A 23,379-nucleotide genomic window follows, 5' to 3' on the forward strand; every position below is an offset into this window, starting at 1 on the left:
GCCCCGAGGCCCACCCGATGGCGATCCGCACGATCCTCCACTACCCCGACAAGCGCCTCCGCATCCCGGGCGAGCGCGTGACCGACTTCGGGCCCGAGCTGCAGACGCTCGTGGACGACATGGCGGAGACGATGTACGCGGCGCCCGGCGTCGGCCTCGCGGCCACGCAGATCGGCGTCGCGCAGCAGGTGTTCATCATCGACGTCGCGACCGGCGACGACGAGCCGAGCGATCTGCGGGTGTTCGTGAACCCCGAGATCCTCGAGCGGAACGGGGAGGTCGTCTGGGAGGAGGGCTGCCTCTCGTTCCCCGGCGTGCACGAGGAGATCGACCGCGCCGAGCGCGTGAAGGTGCGCGCCCAGGATCGGAACGGGCAGGTCTTCGAGCTCGAGGCGGACGGGCTGCTCGCGGTGGCGATCCAGCACGAGAACGACCACCTCGAGGGCAAGCTGATGGTCGACCACCTCGGCATGCTCAAGAAGCGGATGGTTCACCGCCAGATGATGAAGCGCGCCGCCGACGCGGCCGAATGATCGCAACAGCGCGATGACGAAGCCGCGCGCGCTCTTCTTCGGGACGCCGCAGTTCGCCGTGCCCTGCCTCGACGCGCTGTGCGACGTCGCCGACGTCGTGCGCGTGATCTCCCAGCCCGATCGCCCGGCGGGGCGCGGGCTCGCGGAGCAAGCGCCACCGGTGAAGCAACGCGCGCTCGAGCGCGGCATCCCGGTGATGCAGCCGACCAAGGTGCGCCCGCCGGAGCTGGCAGCGGAGCTGAAGGCGCTCGACGTCGAGCTGGCGCTGGTGGTCGCGTACGGGCGCATCCTGCCCAAGGGCCTGCTCGAGGCGCCGCGGCGTGGGTGCGTGAACGTGCACGGGTCGCTGCTGCCCAGGTGGCGAGGGGCAGCGCCGATCCAGTGGGCGGTCGCCGAAGGCGACGCCGAGACCGGCGTGTGCCTGATGGAGATGGACCAGGGGCTCGACACCGGTCCGGTGTTCGCGCGCGCGGCCACGCCGATCGGGCCCGACGAGACCGCGGGTGAGCTCGGGCCGCGGCTCAGCGCGATGGGCGCAGAGCTGGTGCGCGCGGCGCTGCCCCGATGGCTGGCGGGCGAGCTGCGCGCCGAGGCGCAGGACGCGTCGGCCATGACCCTCGCGCGGCTGCTCACGAAGGAAGACGGCTTCGTCGACCCCGCGTGGAGCGCGCAGCAGGTGCACGATCGCGCGCGGGGGATGCACCCCTGGCCGGGCGCGAGCGCGATGCTGGTCGAGCCGGGGCGCGCGCCGGTGCGGGTGAAGATGCATCGCACGCGGGTGCTCGATCGCGAGGGCGTGCACGGCGCGCCGGGGACGATCGTGGCGACGGGCGCGAACGGGATCGAGATCGCGTGCGGCACCGGGCGTCTGGCGCTGCTCGAGCTGCAGCTCGAGGGCCGCAAGAAGCTGGGCGCCGCGGAGTTCCTGGCGGGGCGCCGTCTCGCCGAGGGCACGCGGCTGGTCCGCGAGGGGAAAGAGCCGTGAAGATCTACACGAAGACCGGCGACGCCGGGCAGACCGGGCTCTTCGGCGGGGATCGCGTCTCGAAGGCGAGCGCGCGGGTCGAGGCCTACGGCGACGTCGACGAGCTCAACAGCGTGCTCGGGATCGTGCGCGCCGAGGGGGCGATCGGCGGGCTCTTCGACGAGCTGATCGCGTCGATCCAGAGCCGCCTGTTCGACCTCGGCGCGGAGCTCGCGAACGAGCGCGGCAAGGACCTCGGGATCCCGCTGGTCGACGAGGACGACGTGGTCGCGATGGAGCACGCGATCGACCACGCGGAGGGCGAGCTCGCGCCGCTGCGCACGTTCGTGCTCCCCGGCGGCTCGAAGCTCGCCGCGCACCTGCACCTCGCCCGCACGGTGTGCCGGCGCGCCGAGCGCCGCGTGGTCGCGCTGATGGAGGGCGGCGCGACGGTGCGACCCGAGGTGATCCGCTACCTGAACCGGCTCAGCGACCTGCTCTTCGTGCTGGCGCGCCTCGCGAACCATCGCGCGTCGATCGCCGACGTGCCGTGGATCGGACGCGGCACCCAGAAGCAGTCCGGGTGATCGCGCTTGACCCACCTGGGACGCACGTTCAGTCTTGGCTCACGCGTCCCTCTGTCCGGTTCGAGCAAGGTCAAACGATAAGAATCCCGTACGACCTTTGATCCTCGGGAGCCACTCTCGGTCGTGGTGAGCAGACCCGGCAAACGTCACCGGGGAGCCTGAAGCGACCGATACCGGCGCCCACCTAAGAGGCTTCAGGGGTTCTTTCGAGACCGACGGCTGGATGGTACGGACGCGGCTGTTTTTTCGGGGGGCTGCGCGCCCCCCGTACCCCCGAGCTGCGCGCGGGTCCCCAACCCGCTTGCGATCTCGAGCGGCGGGCGGGGTGCCGAGACCGCTGGCTTCGGACCCGCTCCCGGATCCCGACCCGGCGGACCCGCTCGGGGACGCGATCCCGACCCCGCCCGGGTCCCTCCGTCAATCGCGGATCGGCGTCGCCTTCAGCGCGGCCTTGCCGTCCTTCACGTAGACGGTGAAGCGGACCTTCGCGGCGTCGTGGCGTTTGAGGATCTGGTCGCGGTTCTTGCGCAGCGTGACGACGAACTTGTCGTACGTGAGGCCCGCCGTGGGCTCGCCGCACTCCTTCTTCGTCGCGAGGAACTGCTCGAACACTTCCCTGAAGTGCGCTTCCTGCTCGGCGTCGCTGTCGCCGCCGCCCGCTGCCTTGGCGAGGAGCTCCTGGGGAACGCGCGCGACCATCGTCGCGCCGTCCTCGTCGTCCGGCTCCTCGGGGCCGAGCCCCAGGGCGGGCGGAGGCGCCTCGATCTTGCGGGGCGCCTGGACCGGACCGCTGCCCGCGGCGACGGGCTCGGCCGGCATGCCCAGCAGCGTGCTGCCGAGCGACGGCGCGGGGGTGGCCGCCTGACCCGGCGGCGGCTTCGGCGGCGGAGGCTTCGGCCCCGCGGCGGGCACCGGCGGCTTGGGCGGCGGAGGCGCGGGCTTCGGTTCCTCCTTCGCCACGCTCGGGGGCGGGGCCGGCTTCGGCGGCTCCGGCGCGGCGGGCGGCGCAGGCGGGATCTCCGCGGCCTCACCACCACCACCCCCCGCGAACCCGAAGAACGCGGGCGACGACTGCTCCGGCACCGGCCCGAGGATCTCGTCGAGATCCGCCGCGCGACGCTTCGGCGCGGTCGCCGCGGTGGCCTCGATCTTCTCGATCGTCTCGTTCACGTGCGCCGCGGCCGTGCGCAGCTGACCCGCGAACTCGACCGGGATCAGCTTGTCGACCTCGCGCTTCGCGAGCCGCGCCGTCGCGTCGCGGAACTTCCCAATCGGACGATCGTGCTCCAGCCACACGAACAGCAGTCCGATCAGGAACGCGAGCAGCCCGAGCGCGATCACGCCCATGCCGAGGCCGCTCCCGAGGAACTCGGTCCAGTCCTGCGACGACGGCAGCGAGAAGATCGCGAGCGGCGACCCCGTCGTCGGCACCGGGCGCGCGATCGCGTACCCGACCTGCGCCTGCCCCGCGCTGCCCACCACGAACGAGTAGACCGCGAGCCCGCCGGTCGGCAGCTCGGTCGGCTCGCTGCGATCCCCTTCGGCGAGCTCGCCGAGCACCGTCTCGAGCGGCGCTGCGATGTCGTCCTGGCGCGGCGCGCTCGTGCCCGGGGGCAGCAGCTCCTGCCCCGCCATCGCGCTCGCGAACACCTCGGGCCCGCGGAAGAACGCGACGCTCGCGCCCGCGATGCGGCTCGGCCCCGCGAGCAGCTGCGCGAACTGCGCGTCGATGCGCTTTCCGTGCACGATCGCGCCGACGTACTGGCCGCCGTCGATCACCGGGCGAGCCGCCATCCGGTAGACCTCGCCGTTGAAGATCCACACGTCGTCGCGCACGTAGCCGTCGAGCGCGCGGCGCACGAGCGGGAAGCCGCCCACGCCCGCGCCTCGCGGCACCGCCGGTCCGCCGAGCTGGCCGACGATGATCCCGTTCGCGTCGGTCGCGATCACCAGGTCGCCCGCCATGCCCTCGAGCTGCCGGTTGAGCTCGGTGAGGCGCGTCGTCAGGCGCTGCACGACCGCGGCGTCGATCTCCTGGCCCTCGCGGCGCCCCGTCGCCTCGCGCAGCGCGCTCCGCACGTCGCCGTGGGCCGCGAGCGGCGCCATGGCGTCGATGCGCGAGCGGGCGTCGAGCTTGAGGATCGCCTCGAGCTCGAAGCGATCGCGGCGGAGCGAGTCGCGCACCGCCTCTTCGCTGCGCTCGTCGAGGAGCCGCACCGAGACCATCGCGAACGCGAGGCCCATCACCGCCGCGATCGCGAGGAGCAGGTACCAGACACGGGAAAGGATCATCGGGTGACCTCGACCTGGTCAGCGCCAGGGCAGCAGGGCTCGGAGCTCGACGGGCGCGCTCGCATCAGGGCGCGGCCGCGCCCTGCGGCGGAGAAGAGGACAGCGGGATCGCCGGCACGGTGAGCTGCCCGCCCTCGGGCACGACGATCTCCTGGGTGTGGAGCTCGCGCGGGCCCTGGAACACGTGCAGCTGGTACGTGCCGGGCGCGACGCCGCGGAAGGTGTACGCACCGTTCGGCTCGACGAAGCCTCGCGCGACGAGGTCCGGGATCGCGTGCAGGTGCCCGCGGATGTGCGGGTGCACCCGATCGCGCACCGGCCAGTTGCCGGGCTGCGGCACCGTCACCGGCCGTGCGTTGCCGGGCGCCGTCTGGATCGCGCCGAAGTCGGAGAGCCCTTCCGCGAAGAGCTCGTAGGCGACTCCGTCCTCGTTGCGGATCTGGATCGCGGTGCCGGCCCGGACGACGAGCGTCGCGGGCGCGAGCGCGCCGTTGTGCACGCGATACGGGGGCTGCTCGCCCTCGGACGGCGCACCCGGCCCGGTCAGCACCACCGCGATCTCGCGCGGCACGTCGATGCGCGTCGGGCGCGGATCGAGCACGCCGTTCCACTCCTCCCAGTACCTCGCGCGAGCACGCTGCGCGTCGGTCTCGACGGGCGTGGTCTGCGACGCGAGGTCGGAGGGGACCGTCAGCGTGCCGCGCACGTCGACCGCGAGGACGACGGCGGGAATGCCCAGGATCGCGAGCACCACGGGAATCGCGCGCAGCCCTCGTCGGGCGCTCCGTCCTCGACCCTCGGGATGTCGGACCTCGTGCGCGCTCCGATCGTCGGAGCGCCGGACCGTTCCTCTCATGGACCTCCCTGCCCTCGTCGCCCTGTCCTCCGGAGCTCCGGCACGACGGTGCCTTCACGCCGGGCTCGACACGCGCCAGACGCGACGCGCGGTACGACACGCCGCGCTGGACGGCACCGCGACGACGAGCCCGGAGCACCGTGAGCGACCTCGCGAAGCGTAACGAACGCCGGCGCGCAGGGTCAACGACGAACGAGATTCCGTCCCTGGCGGATCGGGGGATCGGCACCGCGATCCCCGGTGGGGATCGCGTCCGGCGCCGATCGGGAACCGATCAGAACAGATCGCGGAGGGTGATCTCCGACTTCTTCTTCTGCACGAGGACGGCGTTCACCGCCTTCACGATGCGCGTCTTCACGGGGCCGCTGATGGTCTGGCCGCCGAGCGCCTTCGTCATCGCGGCGCCGGTGACCGGACGGCCGGAGCGCGGCTTCTGCTTCAGGACCGCCTCGTCCTTCTCCGCCTTGCCGTCCTTCATCGCCTTCTTCGTGGCGACGAGCTTCCGGTCCTCTTCGGTGCGCTGCTCGAGATCCTGCGAGGCGAGCACCACGCGGCGCGAGTCGATCTTGTTCGTGCTGAGGAAGTCGCTGAGCTTCGACATGTGTGCTTCGATTCCGGGTTTTGCGGGGCCGAAGTAGTAGACGAAGCGCGCCGGCACCGCAAACGGCCGGCTCACGACGCGATCGGCGCGGGCGGGACGGCGGTGTCGGGCGTCAGATCGGGGCGGTCCTCCGGGACCTCCGGCGTCGGCGCGACGCGGGCTTCGGGGCACGGCGCGGTCACCCGGTGCGCGAGGCCGAGCACGGCATCGGTGACGAGCCCGAGCGCGAGGTGCGAGACCAGCCCGCGCGCGTGCGCCTGCCACGGATAGGCGCGCGGCTTTCCCGCGAGGCCGAGCGCGGTGTTGAGCGCTTCGTCGTTCACGACGAAGAGCCCGAGCCCGAGCGCCGCGCCGGCGAGCGGTGAGGCACCTCGCCCCGCGCGCGCGAGCCCGTAGAGCGCACCGGGGACGACGCCGAGCGCGTAGTGAACGACGAGCGCCGGCTGATCGCGCGCGTCGCCGGTGAGCGTGATGCCGCGCGCCTCGGCGACGCGCGTCACGAGGTTCCGGGTGGGATCGAGCCCGCGCGGTCGCGCGCGCTCTTCTCGCTCGCGCACCTCGTCGCGCTCGCGCTCGTAGAGGACCGTCGAGAGGCGATCCATCACCCACACGCCGATCGCGCCCGCGATCGCGCCCTTCAGCATCGCGCCCACCACGCTCACCGCACCTCGCTGCATCGTCGGCTCCTCGTCGCGACATACGAGCAAGACGCATGCGTGAACGCGGAAGTGCGAGCAGTGACTTGCGTTCGGCGACCCACGTGGCGAGATGCGTGAATCCGCATCGTGCCCTTCCCGCGACTCCACCCATGCTCGGCCGTTCGTCCCGTTTCCGATGGGCCCTGCTCGCGCTGCTCGCGCGCGGCGGGGACGAGCGCGCCCAGCACGCGTCGATCGAGATCGACAGGTCGCGCGACGTCGTGGGTTGGCGGCGACGACCGCGCCCGCGCATCCGCGCACCACCACGTCCTCCTCGGACGCGAGGGGCACGCACGAGCGCGACCGCGCTTGGCCCCGTGCCCGATCCGCCTCAGGATGGAGGTCCACCGATGACGTCCTCGCCCATGACGGTCGTCGTGATCGAAGATCACGCGGACTCGCTCGAGATGATCTGCGAGGTGCTCGAGCTCCGTGGGCTCGTCGCGCACGGATTCTCCTCGGGGCACGCCGCGTGGGCTGCCATCGCGCAGTGCGCGCCCGACGTCGTGATGACGGATCTGCGCATGGGGACGATGAGCGGGATCGAGCTCGCGCGGCTCGTGCGCAACGATCCCGCGCTCGATCGCGTCGCGCTCGTGGCGCTCTCGGGCGACGTCCCGGCGCTGCAGCGACATCAGTCCGACGGGCTCTTCGACATGCTGCTCGCGAAGCCGATCGATCTGGTCGAGCTCCCGCAGCGGCTCGAGGAGCTGCGCGGCCGTCGCGCGGCGCGTGTGGCGGAGGCGCGATGAGCGTCCTCGTCGTCGAGGACAACGACGACGTCCGCGAGCTGGTGGCGATGGTCCTCGCCGACGCGGGGTTCGACGTGCTCGAGGCATCCGACGGCGCGCGCGCGCTCGAGATGCTGCGCGATGCGCCGGAGCCGCCGTGCATCGTGCTGCTCGACGTGATGATGCCGCGGCTGGATGGCTACGGCGTGGTCGAGGCGCTGCGCGACGAGCCCCGCTTCGCGCAGATGCCGGTGGTGTTCGTCACCGCGGATCAGCACGCGCGCGAGGTCGAGGGCGTGCGCGAGGTCGTGCGCAAGCCGGTCGCGCCGTCGACGCTCGTGGATCTCGCGACGCGCTTCTGTCGCTGCTGCTGAGCGCTCACGCGATCGACGCGAGCAGCTCGAGCAGCGCGTCGAAGTCGAGCGGCTTCGTGAGCACGTGCGCGCAGCCCGCGTCGCGCGCCTGCTCGAGCTCGCTGGGGCGCGAGTACGCGGTGCACGCGACGATGATCGCGTCGCGGGTCGTGGGATCGTCGCGCAGCACCCGCGCGACGTCCCACCCCGACACCACGGGCAGCCCGAGGTCGAGCAGCACGACGTCCGGTCGCACCTCGCGCGCGAGCGCGATCGCCTGCTCGCCATCGCTCGCCTCGACCGTGTGATAGCCGCGCGCCTCGAGCAGCGTGCGGAGCAGCGCCCGGGCGTCAGCGAAATCGTCGACGATCAGCACCGTCGGCGGCGAGGTGCGGCTCACGGTGACTCCGCATCTGGGACCCCTCGCGACAGGGCGCAAGCGCGGGAGCGCACGACGCGCTGCGTCAGAGATGCGAGCAGCGAGTCGGCGTGTTCGATGCGATCGTGCTCCCCGGAATGGACGACGGAGCACGACGCGCGCGCCCGGTGGTGAGGCTCGTCCTGCTCACCGTGTTCCTCGACATGATCGGGTTCGGGATCGTGATCCCGCTGCTGCCGCTCTACGTGCGCTCGATGGGCGGCGACGCGCAGACCGTGGGCACGCTGCTCGGCGCGTTCTCGCTCACGCAGCTGCTCGCGACGCCGCTCCTCGGCCGGCTCTCCGATCGCGTCGGACGCCGGCGCGTGATCGCGGTGAGCTTGTTCGGCAACGCGCTCTCGATGATCGTGTTCGCGCTCGCGGCGTGGCGCGAGATGCTGCCGCTGCTCTTCGCGTCGCGCATCCTCGCGGGCGCGACCGCGGGCAACCTGAGCGCGTGTCAGGCCGCGGTCGCCGACGTCACGCCGGAGCGCGATCGTGCCCGCGCGATGGGCGTGGTGGGCGCGGGCATCGGGCTCGGGATGGTGCTCGGCCCGGTGCTGGGCGGCGTGCTCAGCGAGCACGGGGCGTGGGTGCCGCCGCTCGTCGCGGGCGTGCTCGCCGCGATCGATCTCGCGCTCGTGCTCGTGCTGATGCCGGAGACCCACGCGCACGCGGCGCGAGAGGAGGTGTCGCACGAAGGTGTGGTCGCGCGGGCGCGCGCGACGATCACGCGTCCCGGGGTGCCGCGCGTGCTCGCGCTCTACTTCCTCGTGTTCCTCGGGATGACGAACGTGCAGGTCGCGCTGCCGCTGCTCGTGGGTGCGCGCTTCGGATGGGACGCGACCGAGGTCGGGCACGTGTTCGCGCTGCTCGGGCTCGCGACGTTGATCACGCAGGTGTTCTTGATCGGGCGGCTGTCTCGTGCGCTCGGTGACGCGCTGCTGCTCGCGCTCGGTGCGGGGCTGCTCGGTGCGGGGCTCGCGACGATCGCGCTCGGCGCGGTGCCGCTCGTGTTGCTGGGCGGAGTGCTGGCGATCGGGCTCGGGCTCGGCATGACGAACCCCGCGCTCGGTGCGCTCGCGGCGCGTCTCGCGCCTGCCGAGGCGCGCGGTGCGGTGCTCGGGCTCGCGCAGTCGAGCGGCGGCCTCGCACGCACGATCGGGCCGGTGTGGAGCGGGATGCTCTTCGCTCGCCTCGCGCCGTCTGCGCCGTTCCTCGCGGGCACGGCGGCGGCGGCGATCGCGATCGTGCTCGCGCTCGCGCTGCGGCCGCGCAGCGGCCCGTGAGCGGAACGCTGCGTTCCGCAGGACGGCGTTGTGATGCGGGCGCGGTCGGAGCACGCTGGAGCCCGCATGCGTCCGACGCGTCGAGAAGTGCTGAAGGTGATCGCGACCGCGAGCGCGGCGGCGGCGACCGGCTGTGCGCCGGCTTCGAGCGGCGCGACCCACCGCGCGGCTCGCAGCACCACGCGCGAGCCCGCGCTGGTGTCGGTGAGCCCGCTCGGCGCGCTGTGGGAGACGCGCGATCCCTTCCTCTTCTGCGCGCACCACGACGATCGTTATCCCGCGGGGAACGAGGGGCTCGGGCCTGCAGCGTCGCTCGCGGGGCACGACATCGGCAGCGACTTCGAGGGCGTCGACGGCTGGCGCATGTACCACGGCGACGTGGTGCCCGGGTTCCCCGAGCACCCGCATCGCGGGTTCGAGACCGTGACGGTCGTGCGCGAGGGAATGCTCGACCACTCGGACTCGATGGGCGCGACCGCGCGCTACGGCGCGGGCGACGTGCAGTGGCTCACCGCGGGCCGCGGCATCGAGCACGCGGAGATGTTCCCGCTGCTCGAGCGCGAGGGGCCGAACCCGCTCGAGCTCTTCCAGATCTGGCTGAACCTCCCGAGCGCCGACAAGATGACCGCGCCGCACTTCTCGATGCTGTGGGACGATCGCATCCCGCGGCACGTCGCGCGCGACGAGGAAGGACGCGAGACGCGCGTCACCGTCGTCGCGGGAGCGCTGGGCAGCGCGCGTCCGCCCTCCCCTCCGCCGAGCTCGTGGGCGTCGCGCGAGGGCTCCGACGTCGCGATCTGGACGATCGAGCTCGCGCCGCACGCGCGGTGGACGATGCCCGCGGCGCAGCGCGGATCGAACCGCGACGCGTACTTCTTCGAGGGGAGCACGCTGCAGATCGACGGTCGCGAGGTCGCGCGCGGGCACCGCATCGAGCTGCGCGCCGAGCTCGCCGCGACGATCGAGAACGGGCCCGCTCGCAGCGAGCTCCTGTTGCTGCAAGGGCGCCCGATCGGCGAGCCGGTCGTGAAGCACGGCCCCTTCGTGATGAACACGCGCGACGAGATCCGACAGGCGATCGCCGACTACCAGCGCACGCGATTCGGTGGTTGGCCGTGGGCACGTCGAGATCCGGTGCACGCGCGCGAGCAGGGCCGCTTCGCTCGTCACGCCGACGGACGCATCGACCGTCCCGCCTGACGCCGTGCGCCTCGCGCGCAGGGCGCGATCGTGGCGCGGCACCTCTGACCGCGAGCCCGGGCACGAGGGCTTGGCGCGCGTTGTGGGCCGAGTCCGTCCTCGAGCGGTCGCGGCACGCGCGTCGCAGTCCTCGGCCGCGCCGCGACGAGGCGCGGCGAGGGAGAGCGAAACGTCATGAAGAATTACTGGTGGGTGTTCGCGATCGCGCTCGCGCTGCCGCCCCTCGCGGGCTGCGAGGATCGCCGGGGCACCGGCATGGGCGTCGGCGAAGAGGAAGAAGAGGTCGAGGTCGAGAAGCCGAGCGGTGGCGTCGAGTACGAGGAGGACATCGAGGAGTACGACGTCGAGCGTGAGCCCGGCGGCGGGCTCTGATTCTCGCGCTCGGGATTGCGATTGCGCAGCACGGGAGTCGAGCGTGCCAGTCGGATTGGCACTCTCGACTCCCGTGCTCGTGCATGCCGACCTGCGCCCGAACCGGCGATCACGGCATGAAACGAGCATCTTCGAGAGCATGCGCCCGAACGAACCGGACGAGGTCCCCGCTGCCGCGGCGTTCCATCCCGACGCGCGCACGAAGCAGCGATGTGCCGAGTACGAAGTCGCGCTCGGCGAGGCCCTACGACGCGAGATGGAGCTCGACGCGTGCCTCGACGAGGCGCTCCTGCTCGAGGTCGCTCCGCACCCCGACGTCACGTCGGTCCTCGTCGTCGTCGTGGCGCCGGCGTCGCGTCACGTGCTCCTCCGCGACGCGCTCGAGCGGGCCCGCGAGCGCATGCGACAGGCGATCGCCGCGCGCATCGCGGGAGAGCCGCCCGAGCTGACGTTCGCGGTCATGCCGCCGCCCGACGTGAGCTCCTGATCGGGCGCACCTGCACGCACCTGCGTGACGTGGCGACGTGCCGCACGTGCGACACGGATTCGCAACCGAGCGTGCGCGCGACTAGGATGCGGCGTCATGGAACGGGACATCGAAACGCTCATCCGCAGCTTCACGCTCGATCTCCAGCGCCTCACCCGCTCAGCCGTGGTCGAGAGCGTCGCGAGCGCGCTCGGATCCAATGGCGCGCCGGCGCGTCGCGCGGCCGCACCGGCGCTCGGAGCGCCGAGGGCCTCCGCGAAGGGCGATCACACGGTGCGGGTCCTCGAGCAGGTCCGCGCGACGCCGGGGATCCGCGTCGAGCAGCTCGCGGAGAAGCTGGCGCGGCCGAGCGCCGAGCTGAAGCCCGTCGTGGCGAAGCTCGTGGCGTCGGGTGATCTGCGCAAGCAGGGCCAGCGTCGCGGCACGCGCTACTACGCGCGCTGAGGATCGACGCGTCTCACGCCTTCGGTCGCGGCCGGACGATCGCCTCGCCGGAGGTCGTCACCGCGCTGCGTCGCGCGCGCTCCTGCGCGTACATCGCCGCGTCGGCCTCCTGCACGACCGCTTCGAGATCCTTGCCGTCCTGCGCGCGCCAGAGCGCCGAGCCGACGCTCAGCGACACGCGGAAAGGACGCGCTCCGCGCGCGTTGTGGGCGCGCACGAGCTCGCGCAGCCGGCCGTCGAACGCGCCGGCCGCGTCCTCGTCGCGCACCATCGCCGCGACGACGAGCTCGTCGCCGCCGAGCCGCGCGACCACGTCACTCTCTCGCGTGCACACGTACGAGAGCGCTGCGAGCGCGAGCAACGAGCCGATGCTGGTGAAGGCGACGACGAGCGCCTGGCGGATCAATCGGGCGCGCGCACCGCGCGGATGCGTGTCGGTCCAGTCGTGAGTACCGCCGCTCACGCGGTCGATGGCATCGATCGCCCTCGGGCGACGTCACCAGGTGTCGACCACCCGGCGGCGCCCTTCGCGCGGCGGCGTCGGCACGGATCGCAGGCCTCGCAGGATCCACGCGCGGGTGTCGGCCGGATCGATCACGGCGTCGAGCTCGAGCAGCGACGCCATGTTGATCGCGCTGCCGCGCCGCTGCGCCTCCGCGATCATCGCCTGCGCGGTCTGCTCGCGCGCCGCGGGATCCTCGATCGCCTCGAGCTGCTTGCGCATCCCGATGCGCACCGCGCCCTCGAGGTTCATCCCGCCGAATTCGCCAGTGGGCCACGACACCGTGAAGACCGATGCGTGGAAGTGCCCGCCGGCCATCGCCTGCGCGCCGAGCCCGTAGCCGCGCCGCAGCACGACCGTGAAGTACGGCACCGAGAGGCTCGCTGCCGCGACGAACATGCGCGAGACGTGACGCACCAGCGCGGTCTGCTCGGCCTGGGGGCCGACCATGAACCCCGGCGTGTCGACGAGCGAGACGATCGGGAGCGAGAACGCGTCGCAGAGCTGGAAGAAGCGCGCGGCCTTGTCCGCCGCGTCGGCATCGATCGCACCGCCGAGGTGCCCGGTGTCGCTCGCGACGATGCCGAGCGGAATGCCCTCGATGCGCACGAGCGCGGTGACCAGGCTTCGACCGAACTCGCGACGCAGCTCGAGCACCGATCCGGTGTCGGCGATCGTGTCGACGATCGGCCGCACCTTGTAGCCACGACGACGGCTCGCGGGCATCGCGTCGCGCAGCGTCTCCTGCGGCGCGCACGGCCCCGGCGCGATCGGGCCCTGGAAGTACGAGAGGTACTTCTTCGCGATCGCGACCGCCTCGGCCTCGTCGCGCACCCGCACGTCGATCACGCCGTTCTTGGTCTGCACGTCGGCGGGGCCGATCTCCTCGGGCGCGAACTTCCCGAGGCCTCCCGCCTCGATCATCACCGGGCCGGCCATGCCGACGTTGCTGTCGTCGGTCGCGACGATCACGTCGCAGCACCCGAGCAGCGCGGCGTTGCCCGCGTAGCAGCGACCCGAGACGATGCCGACGCGCGGCACGAGCCCCGAGAGCGCGGCGAACGCGTGGAAGCTCGTGGTGTCGAGCGCCGCGACGGTGTGCGTGTCGGTGTCGTTGGGGCGCCCGCCGCCGCCCTCGGCGAAGAGCACGATCGGCACGCGGTGCTGCGCGGCGAGCGCGAGCATGCGATCGAGCTTGCGGTGCGAGGCGAGGCCCTGGGTCCCCGCGAACACCGTGTAGTCGTAGGCGAGCACCATCGTGCGCGCGCGCTCTTCGCCGACCAGCGCGCGATTGATCGTGCCGATGCCGCAGACGATGCCGTCGGCGGGGCTCGCTCGCACGAGATCGTCGACGGTCCGCGTCGATCGCTGCGCGGCGAGCGCGAGCGCCCCGTACTCGACGAAGCTCCCCTCGTCGACGAGGTCCGCGACGTTCTCGCGCGCGGTGCGCTGCCCGGTCTTGCGCCGCTTCGCGACCGCGTCGGGGCGCGCCTCGTCGGTCGTCGCGTGCAGCCGCGCGCGCAGCTCCGCGAGCTCCGGTCGTTCGTCGCGCTCGCTCATCGGGAGACGCCGCGCTTCATGAGCTCGATGCGCGCGATCACGCCCTTGTGCACCTCGTCGGGCCCGTCGGCGAGACGCAGGCTGCGCGCCTGCGCGAAGAACCCGGTGAGCGGCGTGTCGTCGGACATGCCGGCGCCGCCGTGGATCTGGATCGCGTCGTCGACGACCTTCTGCAGCACGTTGGGCGCGACCACCTTGATCGCCGAGATCTCGGTCATCGCGCCGAGCGCGCCGACCTGATCGAGCTTCCACGCGGCGTAGAGCGTGAGCAGCCGCGCCTGATCGATCGCGACGCGCGCGTCGGCGACGCGCTCGCGGTTGCCGCCCAGGTTGATGAGCGGCTTGCCGAACGCGGTGCGCGACGCGCCGCGCGTGATCATCAGCTCGAGCGCGCGCTCCGCCGCGCCGATGCAGCGCATGCAGTGGTGGATGCGCCCCGGGCCGAGCCTGCCCTGCGCGATCTCGAAGCCCATGCCGAGCCCCGCGATCACGTTCGAGCGCGGGACACGCACGTTCGTGAAGTGCACCTCTCCGTGCCCGTGCGGCGCGTCGTACGCGCCGTAGACCGGGAGCATTCGCTTCACCTCGACGCCGCGCGCGTCGAGCGGGACGAGGACCATCGAGTGCTGGTGATGGCGATCCGCGCCCGCGTCGGGGGTGCGCGCCATGAAGATCGCGATCTTCGCGCGCGGATCGCCGATGCCGCTCGACCACCACTTCTTTCCGTTCAGCACGACCTCGTCGCCCTCGAGGATCGCGGTCGCCTGCATGTTGGTCGCGTCCGACGACGCGACGTCGGGCTCGGTCATGCAGAAGACGGACCGGATCTCTCCGTCGAGCAGCGGGCGCAGCCAGCGCTGCTTCTGCTCGTCGCTGCCGTAGCGCCAGATCACCTCCATGTTGCCGGTGTCGGGCGCGCCGCAGTTGAAGACCTCGGGCGCGAGGAAGCTCTTGCCCGTCTCCTCGGCAACCGGCGCGTACTCGAGCGTGCTCAGGCCCGCGCCGAGCTGCGCGTCGGGCAGGAAGAGGTTCCACAGACCTTCCTTGCGCGCCTTCGCCTTCAGCTCCTCGACCAGCGGATGGATCGTCCACGCGCGCCAATTCCCGTCGGGGTTCGCGGCGCGCACCTCGCTCCAGTAGCGCGCCTCGACGGGCTGGATGTGCTCGGCGACGAAGCGCCGCACGCGATCGACGTACTCGACGGAACGAGGGCTCGGCGTGAAGTCCATGCGCCGATCCTGCGCGCGCGCGGTGGATGAAGGAACTGAAACGTGATCATATCGAACCATGAGCACCGCTCATGGTTCGATCCGGCAGCTCGATCTCAATCTCCTGCTCACGTTCGAGGCGACCTACGCCGAGCGGAACCTGACGCGCGCAGCGTCGCGGCTCTTCGTCAGCCAGTCCGCGGTGAGCCACGCCCTCGCGCGGCTGCGCGCGCAGCTCGGCGATGCGCTCTTCGTGCGTCAGGGGCGCGGCGTCGTGCCCACCGCGACCGCAGAGCGGCTCGCGCCGGCGGTGCGCGAGGCCCTCGCGATCCTGCGCCGCGCGCTCGAGCCGCACGACTTCGATCCCGCGCGCGACCTCGCGCACGTCGCGCTCGCCGTGCACGACGAGCTCGAGCCCGCCGTGCTGCCGGCGCTCGCGGCGCGGGTCCGGCCCCATGCGCCGGACGCGACGATCGACTGCGTGCGGCTCGACCGCGCGAGCATCGAGCAGGATCTCGGATCGGGCAGGCTCGATCTCGTGGTCGACGTGGCACGCGCCGCGGGGCCCGAGCTGCGTCACGCGCTGCTCGCGCGCGACAGCTTCTGCGTGGTGAGCCGGCGCCGGCGCGCGCTCGACGCGAAGAAGTACCTCGCGGCGCGGCACGTGACGGTCTCGTCGCGCCGGACCGGATCGTCGATCGAGGATCTGCTGCTGGATCGGCTCGGGCACGAGCGCGTCGTGGTGGCACGCTGTCAGCGCTACGAGGCGGCGTGTCGGCTCGTGGCGGGATCGGATCTGCTGCTCACCGCGCCGCGGTTGCACGCGCAGTCGATCGCGAAGCGGCTCGAGCTGGCGCTGCTGCCGGTGCCGCTGCCGCTCCCGCCGATCGAGCTGCACGTGTACTGGCACCGCCACGCCGACACCGATGCGCGCAGTCGGTGGCTCCGCGCGCGGCTGCTCGAGGGCGTCGAGCCGAAGCGGCGCGCGCGTCGTCACGCGGCGGAGTGAAGCTGCGCGAGGCGGATCATCGCCCTGGCGGGAAGCCCGCCCGCGCACCACACGACGGCGTGCGCGCGCTCGAGCGCGCGGCGATCGCGCTCGTCGAGGTCACCGCCGCGGGTGACCACGGTGCGTCCCGCGAGCAGCTCGGGGTCGTCGCACACCGCGGCGAGCGGGTGCGTCTTGCCGTGCGCGTCGACGATGACCAGCCCGCGCCCCTTCGCGCCGCGCTTCATCGCGTGGCGGAACGCGTCCGACGGACATCGTCGAGCTGCGGGCCGCGCGCGGCGCCGTTAGCGCGGGCTTGATGCCCGGTCGCTGGGTCTCAACGCCATGGCGATCGCGGCGCCCCTAGCTTGGAGGGCATGACCCACCAGACTCCGCAGACCTCTCGCGAGGGTGCCACTCCCGACGCGATCGATCGCGAGTCGATCGCGCTGCTCTTGGTGACGGCGGCGACGGCGATGATCCCGATCGTCACCGCGCTGCTCGAGCGCGCCCGCTTCGGGGCCGCCGAATCGCTCGCGTGCATCGTGGTCGGGCTCGCGATCGCGCTCGCGACGAGCGAGCTGCGCATCGGCCATGCGCGCTCCGAAGACGCCGCGGACGAGTGAGCTCGAGCGCAGGGATCGTTCACGCGCTCCGCGCGTCGCCGAGTCCGAGCCGGCGCACCGGACAGCGCGAGCGCTCAGGGCTCGTTCGTCGCTCGCGCGCGACCGACCGGAGCTCGCACGAGCGCGAGACGAGGCTCGCGGTGCGTCTCGACCACGCACCGCAGCGGCCTGACGATCCGCAGCAGCTCCGCTGCGCGACGGTGGACGAGGTGCGCGCGCAACCGGCGCGCTGCGATCGAGAGCGCCCACTGGAAGCACGCCCACGCCACCGACGCGAGCGCGACCGCCGGCATCGGGTCGGGCCCTCGCGCGGTCACCGCGCGGATCACGAGCGCATAGAGCGCGAACGCCAGGAGCCCGAGCCCCGCGTGCGCGAGATCGAGCGCAGAGGAATGCGGCGTCTCGCGGCGAGCGCGTCGCACGGCAGCGCGGACGGGCGGGGCGGGAATTCGATAGACCACGACGCACAGCTTCGGGCAGGCCGAGTCAGCACGCCGCCAAAGGGCCGCCCTCGCGCGTCAAAACGGCGTCAAGAACGCCACCGTCGGAGTCGCCGCCGCGGAGCGACGCGCGTAGGTACCCCCATGGTGCGATCCACCGCGGAGCCCCGTTATTAGCGCGCTCTTATCGCGATCGAGGGGCCTCTTTGCTCCACGTTAGGAACGGCACCGCTAGGGTCTCCGTGCTGGCCGGCGTGCTGCTTCTTCGCCGGCGGAGGAAGTGCGATGACTCGGGATCGGATCGGCGCAGCGCTCCTCGCAGTGCTGGTGTCGAGCGCCACTGCCGCTGCGGCGCAGGACGACGCGGCCGCAGGACCAACGATGGACACCACGGAGCCGGCGGCCCCCGCCGGTGACGAGACCGCGTCGTCGAGCGAGGGCGGCCCCGAGCCGTTCACGATCGGCGGCTGGGCCGAGGCGTATTACGCATTCAACTTCAACGAGCCGAGCAACGGAATCACCGATCTCCGCGGCTTCGACAATCGACACAACAGCTTCAATCTGTCGAACGTCGTCCTCGATGCGCAGTGGGACTGGGAGGGTGTCAATGGCCGCATCACCCTTCAGTGGGGCTCCACTCCGGCCACGTATTATCTGGCGGAGACGGCAGCGCCCAGCCTCGGCACGGGAGTCGGCGCCCAGAGCATCGAGCTGTGGCAATTCGTCCAGCAGGCGTACGTCGGGTATCGCGTCCCGATCGGCACCGGGCTGAACGTCCAAGCGGGCCTGTTCCTCCATCCGATCGGCGTGGAGGGAATGGCGGTCAAGGACAACTGGCTCTATTCGCGCACGAACCTGTTCTACGGATATCCGTTCTACCACACCGGATTTCGCGTCTCGTACGAGGTGATCCCCGGACTGGCGCTGAATCTCTGGCTCGTGAACGGGTGGAACACCGTCCTCGACAACAACGACGAGAAGACGGTGATGCTCCACGCGACCTTCGCGCTCGGCGAGCTCTTCACCGGGGCGTTCTCGTACACGACGGGCGTCGAGCGCCCGGAGGACGCGCCCGAGGGCCGCGCCTGGCGACACACCTTCGATCTCAACGGCACGCTCACGGCGACCGAGTGGCTCGCGTTCCAGGGTCAGGTCACCGGCGGATTCGAGCCCAATGCATTCGGGACCAGCGGATATGCCGCGGGCATGCTCGCGGTGCGCGTGTCGGTGATCGAGTGGCTCTCGTTCGCGGCGCGCGGCGACTTCTTCTGGGAGCGCGTCGCGAGCGACGCGAGCGGGACTGCGTCGCCGATCTTCTGGCCGGTCGAGTGGGTCTCGTCGGCGACGATCGGCGCGGACGTGCATCCCCACGACCACGTCTCGCTCCGCCTCGAGTACCGGCACGACGAAGCGGCGGGAGACGCGTACTTCGCGGGCGAGGTGATCGGCGACGGCGCGACCGTGCCGTTCGTCCGGAACGCAGCGTCGCAGAACACGATCACCGTCGGCGCGACTGCGTGGTTCTGACCCCTGGAGACGATCGATGACCGACCTGATCTACGTCGCGCTCACGCTCTTCACGTTCGCCGCGGTGTGGGGCTTCGCGCTCCTGACCGAGCGGCTCTGATCTCCGCACCGGAGGCTCCATGTCGATTCTCCTCTTCCTCGGCGCCCTGATGGCGACCGGATTGCTCGTCTATCTCTCGTTCGCGCTGCTCGCGCCGGAGAAGCTGCAGTGACTTCGAATGCGATCGTCCAGATGCTCGTGTACCTCGTCGTGCTCACCGCGATCGCGGTGCCGCTCGGCGAGTACATGGCGCGCGTCTACGGCGGGACCTCGAAGGTCGCGGATCGGATCCTCGGCCCGATCGAGCGCCTCTTCTATCGCGCAGCGGGCGTCGACCCGACGCGCGAGCAGAGCTGGAAGGAATACACGCTCTCGGTGCTGCTCTTCAGCGCCGCGGGGATGCTGCTCGTGTATCTCCTCCAGCGCGCACAAGCGTTCTTGCCGCTGAATCCCGACGAGCTCGGCGCAGTGGCGCCCGAGGTCTCGTTCAACACCGCGGCGAGCTTCACGAGCAACACGAACTGGCAGGCCTACGGCGGCGAGACGACGATGTCGTATCTCAGCCAGATGGCCGCGCTCACGGTGCAGAACTTCGTGAGCGCGGCCACGGGCATGGCGGTGCTCGCCGCGCTGATCCGGGGGATCACGCGTCGCCAGACCGACGAGATCGGCAACTTCTGGGTCGACATGACGCGGAGCACGCTCCACGTGCTGTTGCCGCTCTCGATCGTCCTCGCGCTCGTCCTCGTCTCCCAAGGAGTCGTGCAGACGTTCGACGGCGCGGCGACGGCTCGCCTGCTCGACGCCGAGGGCGCGACGGTCATCGATCAGATCCTCGCGCGCGGTCCGGCCGCGTCGCAGATCGCGATCAAGCAGCTCGGCACGAACGGCGGAGGGTTCTTCAACGTCAACTCCGCCCATCCGTTCGAGAACCCCACCGCGCTCTCCAACTTCTTCGAGCTGCTCGCGATCCTGCTCATCCCCGCCGCGCTCTGCTTCACGTTCGGCGCGATGGTGCGCGACCGGCGCCAGGGCTGGGCGATCTATGCAGCGATGACTGGCATCTTCGTGCTCTGCCTCGTGCCCGAGGTGATGGTCGAGCAAGCGGGCAATCCGATGCTCGCCGACGCGGGCGCGGAGATCGCGGCGACCGATCTCCAGGCGGGCGGCAACATGGAGGGCAAGGAAGTCCGATACGGCATCACGAATTCGGCGCTCTGGGCGATCGTGACCACGTCGGCGTCCAACGGCTCGGTGAATTCGATGCACGACTCCTACACTCCGCTCGGCGGCATGCTGCCCATGTGGCTCATGCAGCTCGGAGAGGTGGTGTTCGGCGGCGTCGGATCGGGCCTCTACGGAATGCTGCTCTTCGTGTTCGTCGCGGTGTTCATCGCAGGACTGATGGTCGGCAGGACACCCGAGTACCTCGGCAAGAAGATCGAGGCGTTCGAGATGAAGATGGCGTCGGTCGGGATCCTGATCCCGACCGTGATCATCCTCGCCTCCACCGCGGTCGCGATCACGATCGAGCCGGGACGCGCGACCATCCAGGACGCCGGCGCGCACGGCTTCAGCGAGGTGCTCTATTCGATGACGTCGACCGGCGCGAACAACGGCAGTGCGTTCGCCGGACTGACCGTCAACACCCCGTTCTACGCGACGATCCACGGGCTGAACATGCTCCTGTCGCGATTCCTGATCATCGTCGCGGTGCTCGCGATCGCAGGGTCGCTCGCGAAGAAGAAAGCCGTGCCGCCGAGCCCCGGCACGATGCCCACCCACACTCCGCTCTTCGTCGGCCTGCTCGTCGGCACCGTGGTGCTCGTCGGCGCGTTGAGCTTCGTCCCCGCGCTCGCGCTGGGGCCGATCGTCGAGCACCTCCAGATGATCGCTGGCTGAGGAGTCGAATCCGATGACCGACATTTCCCAGAACGGCGGCCGTCCGATCGCCGTGCCCGCGACCGCCGAGGGAGCGCCTCCCTCGATCGGCTCCCACAAGCACGTGGCGCGTCCGCTCTTCGAGCCGACGATCGTGCGCCGCGCAGTGATCGACGCGTTCGTGAAGCTCGATCCGCGCCTGATGATCAAGAACCCGGTGATGTTCGTGGTCGAGGTGGGCAGCGTCTTCACCACGCTGCTCTTCCTCCACTCGCTCACCGGCGAAGGCGACGCGCCCCCTCTCTTCGCCGGGCTCGTCGCGCTCTGGCTCTGGTTCACCGTGCTCTTCGCGAATTTCGCCGAGGCGATGGCGGAGGGCCGCGGCAAGGCACAGGCCGACGCGCTGCGCGCGGCGCGCAAGGACGTGCAGGCGAAGAAGCTCCGCGAGGCGCGCCGCGACGCGCCGGTGGAGGCGATCCTCGGGTCGAAGCTGCGCGCCGGCGACGTCGTGCTCGTCGAGGCGGGCGAGACGATCCCCGGGGACGGCGAGGTCGTCGAGGGCGTCGCCTCGGTGAACGAGAGCGCGATCACGGGCGAGAGCGCGCCGGTGATCCGCGAGAGCGGTGGTGATCGCAGCGCGGTCACCGGCGGGACCCAGGTGCTCAGCGACTGGCTCGTGATCCGCGTCACGCAGAACCCCGGCGAGACGTTCCTCGACCGCATGATCGCGATGGTCGAGGGCGCGAAGCGCAAGAAGACGCCGAACGAGATCGCGCTCGACATCCTGCTCGCCGCGCTCTCGATCATCTTCCTCGTCGTCACCGCGACGCTGCTGCCCTACTCGCAGTACGCCGTCGACGTGAGCGCCGATCCGAACGACGTGCCGGTGAGCATGACCGTGCTCGTCGCGCTGCTGGTGTGCCTCATCCCGACGACGATCGGCGGGCTGCTCTCGGCGATCGGCATCGCGGGCATGGATCGGATGATCCAGGCGAACGTGATCGCGACCTCGGGGCGCGCGGTCGAGGCTGCGGGAGACGTCGATGTCCTCCTGATGGACAAGACCGGCACCATCACGCTCGGCAACCGACAGGCGACGCGCTTCGTGCCCGGGAAGGGCGTGAGCGAGCGCGAGCTCGCGGACGCGGCGCAGCTCGCTTCGCTCGCCGACGAGACGCCCGAGGGCCGCAGCATCGCGGTGCTCGCGAAGGAGAAGTTCGGCATCCGCGCGCGCGAGGTGCACGAGCTCGAGGCGCACTTCGTCGCGTTCACCGCGCAGACGCGGATGAGCGGCGTCGACCTGCGCGGTCGCTCGATCCGCAAGGGCGCGGCGGACGCGATCGGACGCTTCGTCGCGGAGCACGGCGGCGCGCTGCCGAGCGAGGTGAAGGCGGCGGTCGAGGAGATCGCGAAGGGCGGCGGGACTCCGCTCGTCGTCGCGGACCGTGGGCGCGCGCTCGGCGTGGTGCAGCTCAAGGACATCGTGAAGGGCGGCATCCAGGAGCGCTTCGCCGAGATGCGCCGCATGGGCATCAAGACCGTGATGATCACCGGCGACAATCCGCTCACCGCAGCGGCGATCGCGGCCGAAGCAGGCGTCGACGACTTCCTCGCGGAGGCGACGCCGGAGGCGAAGCTCGCGATGATCCGCGACTACCAGGGCAAGGGGCACCTCGTCGCGATGACCGGTGACGGCACCAACGACGCGCCCGCGCTCGCGCAGGCCGACGTCGCGGTCGCGATGAACACCGGGACCCAGGCCGCGAAGGAGGCCGGCAACATGGTCGACCTCGACTCGAACCCGACGAAGCTCCTGAACATCGTCGAGATCGGCAAGCAGATGCTGATGACGCGCGGCTCGCTCACGACGTTCAGCATCGCGAACGACGTCTCGAAGTACTTCGCGATCATCCCCGCGGCGTTCCTCACGACGTATCCCGCGCTCGGCGCGCTGAACGTCATGGGGCTCACCTCGCCGGTGAGCGCGGTGCTCAGCGCCGTGATCTTCAACGCGGTGATCATCGTCGCGCTGATCCCGATCGCGCTGCGCGGCGTGAGGTACCGCGCCGAGCCCGCGGCCTCGCTGCTGCGCAGGAACCTGCTGATCTACGGGCTCGGTGGGCTCGTGCTCCCGTTCCCGTGCATCAAGGCGATCGACATGGCCCTCACCGCGATCGGGCTCGTGTGAAGGAGCGAGCGATGATCAAGGAACCGATTCGTCCTGCGGTCGTGATGGTCGCGCTCTTCACCGTGCTCACCGGGCTCGCCTATCCCGCGCTGGTCACCGGCGTCGCGCAGGCGCTGATGCCGTACCAGGCGAACGGCTCGCTCATCGAGGGCCACGACGGGCGCGTCGTCGGGTCCGAGCTGATCGCGCAGCCGTTCGATCAGCCGGGCTACTTCTGGTCGCGCCCTTCGGCGGCGAGCTACGACGGCGCGGCATCGAGCGGCTCCAACCTCGGGCCGACCAGCGAGGACCTCGAGACCGCGGTGCGTGAGCGCGTCGCGGCGCTGCGTGCCGCCGATCCCGGCAACGACGCGCCGGTGCCGGTCGATCTCGTCACCGCGTCGGGCAGCGGGCTCGACCCTCACGTCACGCCCGCCGCCGCGCTCTACCAGGTGCATCGCGTCGCGCGGGCGCGCGGCCTCGACGAAGCGCGGGTACGCTCGCTCGTCGAGGAGCACGTCGAGGGGCGCATGCTCGGCGTGCTCGGTGAGCCCTCGGTGAACGTGCTGCGCCTGAACCTCGCGCTCGATCGCCTCGCGCGCGAGCACGGCTGAC

At 71.4% G+C, this 23,379-nt stretch carries 26 protein-coding genes, 1 other RNA gene and 1 pseudogene; 18 read left to right on the forward strand and 10 right to left on the reverse strand.

All coding sequences use genetic code 11. The features are described from left to right. Positions 1 to 17 precede the first annotated feature (17 nt). The 4 genes from def to ssrS all read left to right on the forward strand — a co-directional run bounded on the left by def (position 18) and on the right by ssrS (position 2,318). Complete coding sequence (gene def, locus I5071_RS23780) at positions 18 to 533, forward strand: peptide deformylase (protein WP_236514956.1); 516 nt, start codon at positions 18 to 20, stop codon at positions 531 to 533. Between the two features lie 13 nt (positions 534 to 546). Further along, positions 547 to 1,518, forward strand: a complete 972-nt coding sequence (gene fmt / locus I5071_RS23785; protein ID WP_236514957.1) for a methionyl-tRNA formyltransferase — start codon at positions 547 to 549, stop codon at positions 1,516 to 1,518. Beyond that, positions 1,515 to 2,084, forward strand: coding sequence for a cob(I)yrinic acid a,c-diamide adenosyltransferase (locus I5071_RS23790; RefSeq protein WP_236514964.1), 570 nt, complete (start codon positions 1,515 to 1,517; stop codon positions 2,082 to 2,084). The genes fmt and I5071_RS23790 overlap by 4 nt, the downstream gene beginning before the upstream one ends. Before the next feature lie 45 nt (positions 2,085 to 2,129). After that, a non-coding RNA gene (gene ssrS, locus I5071_RS23795) (6S RNA) lies at positions 2,130 to 2,318 on the forward strand. 183 nt (positions 2,319 to 2,501) lie between these two features. Here the strand turns inward: ssrS and I5071_RS23800 are convergent. The 4 genes from I5071_RS23800 to I5071_RS23815 all read right to left on the reverse strand — a co-directional run bounded on the left by I5071_RS23800 (position 2,502) and on the right by I5071_RS23815 (position 6,510). Further along, positions 2,502 to 4,376: an MXAN_5187 family protein gene (locus I5071_RS23800; protein ID WP_236514966.1), complete on the reverse strand. Its 1,875-nt coding sequence runs from the start codon at positions 4,374 to 4,376 to the stop codon at positions 2,502 to 2,504. A gap of 64 nt (positions 4,377 to 4,440) precedes the next feature. Continuing rightward, complete coding sequence (locus tag I5071_RS23805; protein ID WP_236514969.1) at positions 4,441 to 5,127, reverse strand: cupredoxin domain-containing protein; 687 nt, start codon at positions 5,125 to 5,127, stop codon at positions 4,441 to 4,443. A gap of 379 nt (positions 5,128 to 5,506) precedes the next feature. Continuing rightward, positions 5,507 to 5,908 carry a hypothetical protein gene (locus I5071_RS23810; protein WP_236514970.1) on the reverse strand — a complete coding sequence of 134 codons (402 nt, stop codon included), beginning with the start codon at positions 5,906 to 5,908 and terminating at the stop codon, positions 5,507 to 5,509. Further along, positions 5,905 to 6,510 carry a hypothetical protein gene (locus I5071_RS23815; protein WP_236514977.1) on the reverse strand — a complete coding sequence of 202 codons (606 nt, stop codon included), beginning with the start codon at positions 6,508 to 6,510 and terminating at the stop codon, positions 5,905 to 5,907. The genes I5071_RS23810 and I5071_RS23815 overlap by 4 nt, the downstream gene beginning before the upstream one ends. Positions 6,511 to 6,881: 371 nt before the next feature. On the opposite strand from I5071_RS23815, the gene I5071_RS23820 reads away from it, so the two are divergent. Together I5071_RS23820 and I5071_RS23825 are read left to right on the forward strand one after the other, a co-directional pair. Next, positions 6,882 to 7,283 (forward strand): response regulator, encoded by a 402-nt coding sequence (locus I5071_RS23820; RefSeq protein WP_236514978.1) that lies wholly within the window; start codon positions 6,882 to 6,884, stop codon positions 7,281 to 7,283. After that, complete coding sequence (locus tag I5071_RS23825; RefSeq protein WP_236514982.1) at positions 7,280 to 7,636, forward strand: response regulator; 357 nt, start codon at positions 7,280 to 7,282, stop codon at positions 7,634 to 7,636. The genes I5071_RS23820 and I5071_RS23825 overlap by 4 nt, the downstream gene beginning before the upstream one ends. Positions 7,637 to 7,640: 4 nt before the next feature. Here I5071_RS23825 and I5071_RS23830 read toward each other — a convergent pair whose 3' ends face one another. Next, positions 7,641 to 8,015 carry a response regulator gene (locus I5071_RS23830; RefSeq protein ID WP_329611066.1) on the reverse strand — a complete coding sequence of 125 codons (375 nt, stop codon included), beginning with the start codon at positions 8,013 to 8,015 and terminating at the stop codon, positions 7,641 to 7,643. 89 nt (positions 8,016 to 8,104) lie between these two features. Here I5071_RS23830 and I5071_RS23835 point away from each other — a divergent pair, with 89 nt between their 5' ends. The 5 genes from I5071_RS23835 (at position 8,105) to I5071_RS23855 (ending at position 11,825) form a co-directional block, all read left to right on the forward strand. After that, complete coding sequence (locus I5071_RS23835; protein ID WP_236514984.1) at positions 8,105 to 9,322, forward strand: MFS transporter; 1,218 nt, start codon at positions 8,105 to 8,107, stop codon at positions 9,320 to 9,322. Positions 9,323 to 9,388: 66 nt separating this feature from the next. Further along, positions 9,389 to 10,522 carry a pirin family protein gene (locus I5071_RS23840; RefSeq protein ID WP_236514985.1) on the forward strand — a complete coding sequence of 378 codons (1,134 nt, stop codon included), beginning with the start codon at positions 9,389 to 9,391 and terminating at the stop codon, positions 10,520 to 10,522. A 174-nt stretch (positions 10,523 to 10,696) separates the two neighbouring features. Next, positions 10,697 to 10,894, forward strand: a complete 198-nt coding sequence (locus I5071_RS23845; RefSeq protein ID WP_236514986.1) for a hypothetical protein — start codon at positions 10,697 to 10,699, stop codon at positions 10,892 to 10,894. A gap of 139 nt (positions 10,895 to 11,033) precedes the next feature. Next, positions 11,034 to 11,381 (forward strand): hypothetical protein, encoded by a 348-nt coding sequence (locus I5071_RS23850; protein WP_236514988.1) that lies wholly within the window; start codon positions 11,034 to 11,036, stop codon positions 11,379 to 11,381. A gap of 96 nt (positions 11,382 to 11,477) precedes the next feature. Further along, positions 11,478 to 11,825 (forward strand): hypothetical protein, encoded by a 348-nt coding sequence (locus I5071_RS23855; RefSeq protein WP_236514990.1) that lies wholly within the window; start codon positions 11,478 to 11,480, stop codon positions 11,823 to 11,825. A 13-nt stretch (positions 11,826 to 11,838) separates the two neighbouring features. On the opposite strand, the gene I5071_RS23860 is transcribed toward I5071_RS23855, so the two are convergent. The 3 genes and pseudogenes from I5071_RS23860 to I5071_RS23870 form a co-directional block, all read right to left on the reverse strand. Continuing rightward, the gene (locus I5071_RS23860; protein WP_236514991.1) at positions 11,839 to 12,288 is read right to left on the reverse strand and encodes a diguanylate cyclase domain-containing protein; all 450 of its coding nucleotides are present in this window, start codon (positions 12,286 to 12,288) and stop codon (positions 11,839 to 11,841) included. Positions 12,289 to 12,321: 33 nt separating this feature from the next. Further along, a pseudogene (locus I5071_RS23865) lies at positions 12,322 to 13,869 on the reverse strand (acyl-CoA carboxylase subunit beta); the annotation flags it as partial. Between the two features lie 14 nt (positions 13,870 to 13,883). Next, positions 13,884 to 15,116, reverse strand: coding sequence for an acyl-CoA dehydrogenase family protein (locus I5071_RS23870; RefSeq protein ID WP_236514993.1), 1,233 nt, complete (start codon positions 15,114 to 15,116; stop codon positions 13,884 to 13,886). Between the two features lie 58 nt (positions 15,117 to 15,174). On the opposite strand from I5071_RS23870, the gene I5071_RS23875 reads away from it, so the two are divergent. Then, positions 15,175 to 16,104: a LysR family transcriptional regulator gene (locus tag I5071_RS23875; protein ID WP_236514994.1), complete on the forward strand. Its 930-nt coding sequence runs from the start codon at positions 15,175 to 15,177 to the stop codon at positions 16,102 to 16,104. Here the strand turns inward: I5071_RS23875 and I5071_RS23880 are convergent. Next, the gene (locus I5071_RS23880; RefSeq protein ID WP_236514995.1) at positions 16,089 to 16,331 is read right to left on the reverse strand and encodes a hypothetical protein; all 243 of its coding nucleotides are present in this window, start codon (positions 16,329 to 16,331) and stop codon (positions 16,089 to 16,091) included. The genes I5071_RS23875 and I5071_RS23880 overlap by 16 nt on opposite strands. A gap of 129 nt (positions 16,332 to 16,460) precedes the next feature. Between I5071_RS23880 and I5071_RS23885 the strand changes: the two genes are divergently transcribed. After that, positions 16,461 to 16,709, forward strand: coding sequence for a hypothetical protein (locus I5071_RS23885; RefSeq protein ID WP_236514996.1), 249 nt, complete (start codon positions 16,461 to 16,463; stop codon positions 16,707 to 16,709). Positions 16,710 to 16,783: 74 nt separating this feature from the next. On the opposite strand, the gene I5071_RS23890 is transcribed toward I5071_RS23885, so the two are convergent. Then, a complete protein-coding gene (locus I5071_RS23890) occupies positions 16,784 to 17,131 on the reverse strand; it encodes a hypothetical protein (protein ID WP_236514999.1) in 348 nt (115 codons plus the stop codon). A gap of 303 nt (positions 17,132 to 17,434) precedes the next feature. On the opposite strand from I5071_RS23890, the gene I5071_RS23895 reads away from it, so the two are divergent. The 5 genes from I5071_RS23895 (at position 17,435) to kdpC (ending at position 23,378) form a co-directional block, all read left to right on the forward strand. Next, positions 17,435 to 18,676 (forward strand): outer membrane beta-barrel protein, encoded by a 1,242-nt coding sequence (locus I5071_RS23895; protein WP_236515008.1) that lies wholly within the window; start codon positions 17,435 to 17,437, stop codon positions 18,674 to 18,676. 119 nt (positions 18,677 to 18,795) lie between these two features. Then, positions 18,796 to 18,888 carry a potassium-transporting ATPase subunit F gene (locus I5071_RS23900; RefSeq protein WP_236515015.1) on the forward strand — a complete coding sequence of 31 codons (93 nt, stop codon included), beginning with the start codon at positions 18,796 to 18,798 and terminating at the stop codon, positions 18,886 to 18,888. Further along, positions 18,885 to 20,618 carry a potassium-transporting ATPase subunit KdpA gene (gene kdpA / locus I5071_RS23905; protein WP_236515017.1) on the forward strand — a complete coding sequence of 578 codons (1,734 nt, stop codon included), beginning with the start codon at positions 18,885 to 18,887 and terminating at the stop codon, positions 20,616 to 20,618. Before I5071_RS23900 ends, kdpA begins: the two co-directional genes overlap by 4 nt. A gap of 13 nt (positions 20,619 to 20,631) precedes the next feature. Next, positions 20,632 to 22,785 (forward strand): potassium-transporting ATPase subunit KdpB, encoded by a 2,154-nt coding sequence (gene kdpB / locus I5071_RS23910; protein ID WP_236515019.1) that lies wholly within the window; start codon positions 20,632 to 20,634, stop codon positions 22,783 to 22,785. Positions 22,786 to 22,796: 11 nt separating this feature from the next. Next, complete coding sequence (gene kdpC, locus I5071_RS23915; RefSeq protein WP_236515021.1) at positions 22,797 to 23,378, forward strand: potassium-transporting ATPase subunit KdpC; 582 nt, start codon at positions 22,797 to 22,799, stop codon at positions 23,376 to 23,378. The last annotated feature ends 1 nt before the right edge of the window (position 23,379 follow it).

The organism is Sandaracinus amylolyticus (assembly GCF_021631985.1).
GTDB lineage: Bacteria > Myxococcota_A > Polyangia > Polyangiales > Sandaracinaceae > Sandaracinus > Sandaracinus amylolyticus_A.

What these genes read in the sequence shown, in the direction of transcription:
- I5071_RS23820 (WP_236514978.1), top strand. Translation starts at nt 6,882, where the DNA reads ATGACGTCCTCGCCCATGACGGTCGTCGTGATCGAAGATCACGCGGAC.
- I5071_RS23880 (WP_236514995.1), bottom strand. Translation starts at nt 16,331, where the DNA reads ATGAAGCGCGGCGCGAAGGGGCGCGGGCTGGTCATCGTCGACGCGCAC.
- kdpB (WP_236515019.1), top strand. Translation starts at nt 20,632, where the DNA reads ATGACCGACATTTCCCAGAACGGCGGCCGTCCGATCGCCGTGCCCGCG.
- I5071_RS23850 (WP_236514988.1), top strand. Translation starts at nt 11,034, where the DNA reads ATGCGCCCGAACGAACCGGACGAGGTCCCCGCTGCCGCGGCGTTCCAT.
- I5071_RS23845 (WP_236514986.1), top strand. Translation starts at nt 10,697, where the DNA reads ATGAAGAATTACTGGTGGGTGTTCGCGATCGCGCTCGCGCTGCCGCCC.
- I5071_RS23885 (WP_236514996.1), top strand. Translation starts at nt 16,461, where the DNA reads ATGACCCACCAGACTCCGCAGACCTCTCGCGAGGGTGCCACTCCCGAC.
- I5071_RS23895 (WP_236515008.1), top strand. Translation starts at nt 17,435, where the DNA reads ATGACTCGGGATCGGATCGGCGCAGCGCTCCTCGCAGTGCTGGTGTCG.
- I5071_RS23875 (WP_236514994.1), top strand. Translation starts at nt 15,175, where the DNA reads ATGAGCACCGCTCATGGTTCGATCCGGCAGCTCGATCTCAATCTCCTG.
- fmt (WP_236514957.1), top strand. Translation starts at nt 547, where the DNA reads ATGACGAAGCCGCGCGCGCTCTTCTTCGGGACGCCGCAGTTCGCCGTG.
- I5071_RS23840 (WP_236514985.1), top strand. Translation starts at nt 9,389, where the DNA reads ATGCGTCCGACGCGTCGAGAAGTGCTGAAGGTGATCGCGACCGCGAGC.
- I5071_RS23800 (WP_236514966.1), bottom strand. Translation starts at nt 4,376, where the DNA reads ATGATCCTTTCCCGTGTCTGGTACCTGCTCCTCGCGATCGCGGCGGTG.
- I5071_RS23900 (WP_236515015.1), top strand. Translation starts at nt 18,796, where the DNA reads ATGTCGATTCTCCTCTTCCTCGGCGCCCTGATGGCGACCGGATTGCTC.
- I5071_RS23855 (WP_236514990.1), top strand. Translation starts at nt 11,478, where the DNA reads ATGGAACGGGACATCGAAACGCTCATCCGCAGCTTCACGCTCGATCTC.
- I5071_RS23825 (WP_236514982.1), top strand. Translation starts at nt 7,280, where the DNA reads ATGAGCGTCCTCGTCGTCGAGGACAACGACGACGTCCGCGAGCTGGTG.
- I5071_RS23870 (WP_236514993.1), bottom strand. Translation starts at nt 15,116, where the DNA reads ATGGACTTCACGCCGAGCCCTCGTTCCGTCGAGTACGTCGATCGCGTG.
- I5071_RS23815 (WP_236514977.1), bottom strand. Translation starts at nt 6,510, where the DNA reads ATGCAGCGAGGTGCGGTGAGCGTGGTGGGCGCGATGCTGAAGGGCGCG.
- def (WP_236514956.1), top strand. Translation starts at nt 18, where the DNA reads ATGGCGATCCGCACGATCCTCCACTACCCCGACAAGCGCCTCCGCATC.
- kdpC (WP_236515021.1), top strand. Translation starts at nt 22,797, where the DNA reads ATGATCAAGGAACCGATTCGTCCTGCGGTCGTGATGGTCGCGCTCTTC.